The following is a 4,120-nucleotide window of genomic DNA, read 5'->3' on the forward strand; positions in this document are numbered from 1 at the left end:
GCCCGGTACCGGCTCGGCCGACGACCCCGCCCTCTGTCGAGGGCGACGGGCTCCGGTTGGTACACGACGGATTTCGGACGGTGCTCCGGCTTCCCGCGTTGCTATCCCGGTGCACACTTGTCGACTCTCATTTCGACCCCGAGGCGGGCGCCGTAATCGCCAACTTCGTCCCGGATCCCGAACTGTGGCCACCGAATCTCGTCCCGTCCGGATTCGCCGACCAATCCGGGTAGTATCCGCTCCGTCAACTCCCCAACGACGGAAGGTCCGGTGACCCACGTTGCTGTACTGGTTGTTCAAGTACGTGCTGATCGGTCCCTTCCTGAGAGCGACCAGTCGAACCACGACCACGGGGCAGGAGAACTTCCCCGTGAGCGGGGCGGCACTGCTCGTGGGGAACCACTACTCCGTCGGCGACTGGTTGTTCACGGTACTCCTGCTCCCGAGGCGGGTCACCTTCCTGGCCAAGAGCGACTACTTCACCGGCACCGGGATCCGCGGCGTGCTCAGCAGGTGGTTCTTCGCCGGAACCGGTCAGCACCCGATCGATCGCACCAACGCGGACGCCGCTCAGGCCGCACTGAACGCCGGGATGGAGGTGCTCTCGGCCGGGCAGGTCCTGTGCATGTACCCGGAGGGCACCCGCTCACCGGACGGACGGCTTTTCCGCGGTAAGACCGGACCAGCGCGCCTCGCTCTCCGAGCCGGGGTGCCGATCATCCCCGTGGGGGTGAGTGGGACGGGTGAGTACGTCCGTAAGATCAGCAGGTTGCGCCGGAGCCGCGTCGAGGTGCGGGTCATGATCGGTGAGCCGCTCGACCTGACCCCGTGGGCCGGGAGAGAAGGCGACCGTGCGGCGGAGCGGGAGATCACCGACGAGTTCATGAGGCGCATCCAGGCGATGACCGGTCAGGACTATGTGCACGATACCTACGGAGCCGACATGAAGAAGCGGTACGAGGCGGTGCGACGGGCCGGGCGTAATCTCCTCGACCATCCCGTCGACGGGCAGCGCTGACGCCGGTGCGCTACTTCTACGATTGTGAGTTTATCGAGGACGGAACCACTATCGACCTGGTGTCGGTGGGGGTGGTGGCGGAGGACGGCCGCGAGTTCTACGCGGTGTCCACGGATTTCGACCCGGCGAAGGCCGGCCCGTGGGTCCGGCGGAACGTCCTTCCGAAGCTGCCCAATCCCTCGTCCCCGGCCTGGATGTCGCGGGCGGGGATCCGGGACGGGTTGTACGACTTCGTCACCGCACCGATCTCCGGGCCGGTCGAGTTGTGGGCGTGGATCGGGGCCTATGACCACGTCGCGGTGTGCCAGCTCTGGGGCGACATGACCGAGCTGCCGGCGGCGATGCCGAGGTTCACGCGGGACGTGCGACAGCTGTGGGAGATGGCCGGGCAGCCGGAGCTGCCCCCGCACCCGGGCGGAGCCCACGACGCCCTCGGCGACGCACGCCATGCGTCGATGAGATTCCGGGCGATCGCGGCGAAGGCGCCCCACCTGGGTCTCTGAGGTCGCCTCGGGCGGTGGTGGCGTATCCTCGCGGGGTGAGCAACTGGACAGTCGACGTCGACATCGCACAGCTTCCCGACCTCCCCCCGCTCTCGGCGGACCTCGATCGGCTTCTGGCGGACGCCCTGTCGCGACCTGCACTGCAGCAACCGTCGTGGGATCCCGATCACGCCGCGGCGATGCGCAAGGTCCTCGAGAGCGTGCCGCCCATCTGTGTGGCATCGGAGGTCGAACACCTCTCGGATCGGCTGGCCGACGTCGCGCACGGTCGTGCATTCCTGCTCCAGGGCGGGGACTGCGCGGAGACGTTCGAGGCCAACACCGAGCCGCACATCAAGGGCGTGATCCGGACGCTCCTGCAGATGTCCGTCGTCCTGACCTACGGTGCGTCCATGCCGGTCGTCAAGGTCGGCCGGATCGCCGGTCAGTACGCCAAACCGCGCTCCGCGGACCGGGACGCCACCGGCCTGCTCTCGTACCGCGGGGACATGGTCAACGGGCTCGAGGCGGAGGACTCCGCTCGTGAGCACGACGCGTCCCGCCTGGTCCGCGCCTACGCCAACGCCGCCGCGGCCATGAACCTGGTCCGCTCCCTGACGGCGTCGGGGACGGCGGACCTGCACCGCGTGCACGAGTGGAACATGGAGTTCGTCGCCGGGTCGCCGGCCGGCGCGCGCTACGAGGCGCTCGCGGCGGAGGTCGATCGCGGGCTGCGGTTCATGGACGCCTGTGGTGTCTCCGACGAGAACCTGCGGTCGGCCGACATCTTCTCCTCCCACGAGGCGCTGGTCCTCGACTACGAGCGCGCGATGTTGCGACTGGCCGATGACGGCACGGGCCTCACGGGTGACGCGGAGCAGGGGCTGTACGACCTCTCGGCTCACTTCCTGTGGATCGGGGAGCGGACCCGTGGGATCGACGACGCCCACGTGGCGTTCGCCTCACTCATCGAGAACCCGATCGGTCTGAAGATCGGCCCCTCGACCACCCCGGAGCTCGCGGTGGAGTACGTGGAGAAGCTCGATCCGCGCAATCGTCCGGGACGCCTGACCCTGGTCTCCCGCATGGGCAACGACAAGGTCAGGGACGCGCTCCCGCCGATCGTGCAGGCCGTCGAGGCCTCGGGGCACAAGGTAATCTGGCAGTGCGACCCGATGCACGGCAACACCCATTCCACGTCGAACGGCTACAAGACCCGGCACTTCGACCGGATCATCGACGAGGTCCAGGGTTTCTTCGAGGTCCATCACGCCCTCGGTTCGCATCCGGGCGGGATCCACATCGAGCTCACGGGCGAGGACGTGACCGAGTGCCTCGGGGGCGCCCAGGACATCTCCGACCTCGATCTGGCCGGCCGCTACGAGACCGCGTGCGACCCGCGGCTCAACACGCAGCAGTCGCTCGAGCTGGCCTACCTCGTGGCCGAGATGCTCCGCAACTGAGGACGTAGGTACCAGACCGGTCTCGCAGGGCGCCGCTGACGGCCTCACCCCAGGGCGTCGATCTCGACCTCACTGCCCCGGGCCACGACCCGTCCGGGCAGGGGGTTCTGGCCGTAGACGATCCCGCTCCGGGAGCCGGTGTCGAGGGTGGGGTTCAACCCGGCGTCCCGCAGGGTCTCCTGCGCGTTCGAGGCCCTGGCGCCCAACACCACGGGGACGGTCACGGCGTTCGACGGGACGATCCGCAACACCGCGTTGGCCGGATCGAGTCGCCGACCGGCGGGCGGGTCGGTGCGGACCACCCGGCCGTCGGAGATCTGCCGGTCGGTGACGGGGGCCTCTCGGACGATGGTGAACCCGGCCTCCTCGAGGACCTGCGCGGCCTCGTCGACGGGCACGTCCGTGACATCGGGGACCGTGAGCGCGTTGGAGACCAACAGCGTCACGTCGTCTCCCCGTGCGACGTCCGTTCCGGGGTCGGGTTCGGTGCCCACGGCGAGCCCGCCGTCCACCTCGCCGTCGTAGACCCGTCTGACCTCCGACACGGTGAGGCCGGACCCCTCCAGCGCGGCCCGTGCCTGGTCCTCCTCGAGTCCCGTGACCTCGGGGACGCTCACCGGCGCGGGCCCCGAACTCGTCACCATCGACACCCTGGTCCCCACGTCGACGGTCGTCCCGGGCCGAGGTTCCAGAGCCACCACCTGACCGACCGGGACCGAGTCGGAGTGTTCGCTCCCGCCACGGACCGGTTCGAGCGAGTTCTCCCGCAGGAGTGCGGAGACGGTGTCGACGTCGCGTCCGGCGCCCACCTCGGGCACGACCGGGCGGCCCACTGAGACCAGGACCGCCACCGTCTCCCCCCGGGGCACCCGGGCCCCGGCCTCGGGGTCGGTCCCGACCAGACCCGCCCGGGGGACGTCGTTGCTGAACGCGTCGCGGGTCGAGGCGGACAACCCGACCTCGTTCACGGCGTCGGTCGCCTGTCCCACCGACATGCCCTGAACCGCGGGGACGGTGACGAATCGGCCGGACCCGAGCCACCAGCCGGCGAGAGCCAGCACGAGGGCTACGGCGAGGACCACCACCAGCCACAGCAGACCGAGCTTGCGCCGGGGGCGGATCGGTGTCCGGTCGGGGGACCGCTCGACCTCCCCCGG

The 4,120-nt window shown here is 69.6% G+C and carries 4 protein-coding genes; 3 read left to right on the top strand and 1 reads right to left on the bottom strand.

All coding sequences use genetic code 11. From position 1 onward, the window contains the following. The first annotated feature begins 304 nt into the window (after nt 1–304). From G6027_RS09755 to G6027_RS09765, 3 genes are read left to right on the top strand one after another with little or no spacing between them, the layout of a single operon-like run. A complete protein-coding gene (locus tag G6027_RS09755; protein WP_346995678.1) occupies nt 305–1,018 on the top strand; it encodes a lysophospholipid acyltransferase family protein in 714 nt (237 codons plus the stop codon). A gap of 5 nt (nt 1,019–1,023) precedes the next feature. Further along, complete coding sequence (locus G6027_RS09760; RefSeq protein ID WP_182637005.1) at nt 1,024–1,521, top strand: polyadenylate-specific 3'-exoribonuclease AS; 498 nt, start codon at nt 1,024–1,026, stop codon at nt 1,519–1,521. 35 nt (nt 1,522–1,556) lie between these two features. After that, nucleotides 1,557–2,963, top strand: coding sequence for a 3-deoxy-7-phosphoheptulonate synthase class II (locus G6027_RS09765; RefSeq protein ID WP_182637006.1), 1,407 nt, complete (start codon nt 1,557–1,559; stop codon nt 2,961–2,963). Nucleotides 2,964–3,007: 44 nt separating this feature from the next. On the opposite strand, the gene G6027_RS09770 is transcribed toward G6027_RS09765, so the two are convergent. Then, nucleotides 3,008–4,120 (bottom strand): PASTA domain-containing protein (locus G6027_RS09770; protein ID WP_182637007.1); only part of this gene is annotated, 1,113 nt, incomplete at its 5' end.

This window comes from Dietzia sp. SLG310A2-38A2, assembly GCF_014145095.1.
Classification (GTDB): Bacteria; Actinomycetota; Actinomycetes; order Mycobacteriales; family Mycobacteriaceae; genus Dietzia.